The sequence below is a fragment of the Geobacillus sp. DSP4a genome (assembly GCF_013096875.1).
GTDB lineage: Bacteria > Bacillota > Bacilli > Bacillales > Anoxybacillaceae > Geobacillus > Geobacillus thermophilus.
Window position 1 is genome coordinate 1 of record NZ_SDLD01000119.1, and the last position, 1,294, is coordinate 1,294.

Annotated in this window: 1 protein-coding gene; it reads left to right on the top strand. The window is 53.9% G+C overall.

Features of this window, described 5'->3' with window-relative positions:
* The coding region (locus ETC02_RS16560) for an IS110 family RNA-guided transposase (RefSeq protein WP_171698440.1) at window positions 1-1,218 on the top strand (1,218 nt) is incomplete at its 5' end.
* Window positions 1,219-1,294 lie beyond the last annotated feature (76 nt).

The following is a 1,294-nucleotide window of genomic DNA, read 5'->3' on the forward strand; positions in this document are numbered from 1 at the left end:
CGCGTCTTGTATGAACGCTGTTGCGGATTGGACGTGCATAAGCAATCGATTACGGCTTGCGCCCTTACCCCTGAAGGAAAAGAGATTCGCACGTTTGGTACGCTGACCGACGATCTCGAGGAGTTGGTGGGTTGGCTGAAAGAAAAAAAGGTGACGCACGTTGCCATGGAGTCGACGGGCGTATATTGGAAGCCGGTGTATAATCTCCTCGAAGCAGAGCCGATCGAAGTGCTTGTCGTCAATGCCCAACACATCAAAGCGGTTCCTGGGCGAAAGACCGATGTCAAAGATGCTGAATGGATCGCGGACTTGCTTCGCCATGGATTGCTAAAAGGGAGTTACATCCCTCATCGAGCTCAGCGGGAACTCCGGGAACTGGTCCGTTATCGGCGCAGTTTGATCGAGGAACGGGCACGGGAGCTCAACCGCATCCAAAAAGTGCTGGAAGGAGCCAATATCAAGCTTTCTTCGGTCGTATCCGATATCAACGGGATGTCGGCCCGGCTCATCATTCGCGCCCTTATCGAAGGAAAGGACGATCCGGCGGCCCTCGCCCAGCTCGCCAAAGGGCGGCTGAAACAAAAAACGGAAGAGCTCCGGCGCGCATTGAAAGGAGTGATGGGGCCGCATCAACGCATGATGCTGGCCGAGCAATGGCGTCATGTGGAGTATTTAGATGAAGCGATTGCCCGGTTGGATCGGGAAATCGAGGAACGAACGAGCCCTTTTCATGAAGCGCTGGAGCTCATCGATACGATCCCGGGAGTGGGGCGGCAAAGCGCGGAACAAATTGTAGCGGAAATCGGGACGGATATGAGCCGGTTCCCTACCGCCGCGCACTTGGCCTCATGGGCCGGAATGGCTCCCGGGAATCATGAGAGTGCAGGGAAACGGTTGTCAGGTCGAACGAGGAAAGGGAACAAGAAGCTGAGGTCGTGCCTCGTGGAATGCGCCCGTGCCGCCGCCCGAACGAAGAACACGTACCTATCGGCCAAGTATCATCGGATCGCCAAACGAAGAGGAGCGAATCGAGCGAGTGTCGCGGTCGGGAGAACGATTTTAGAAATGATCTATTATATCTTAACTCGAAAGGAACCGTATAGAGAGTTGGGAGCCGACTACTGGGATCGGCAGCGAGAAGCGAGCATCGTGCGTCAAACGGTGAAACGATTAGAGGGGTTAGGGTACGAAGTGAAACTAGAAAAAACGAGTGCATAGCACTTATTAACCATATATATACTGAAATACCTTCCTTTGGAATCCGATTCCGAAGGCTAGGTGGGCTCCGTTTTTT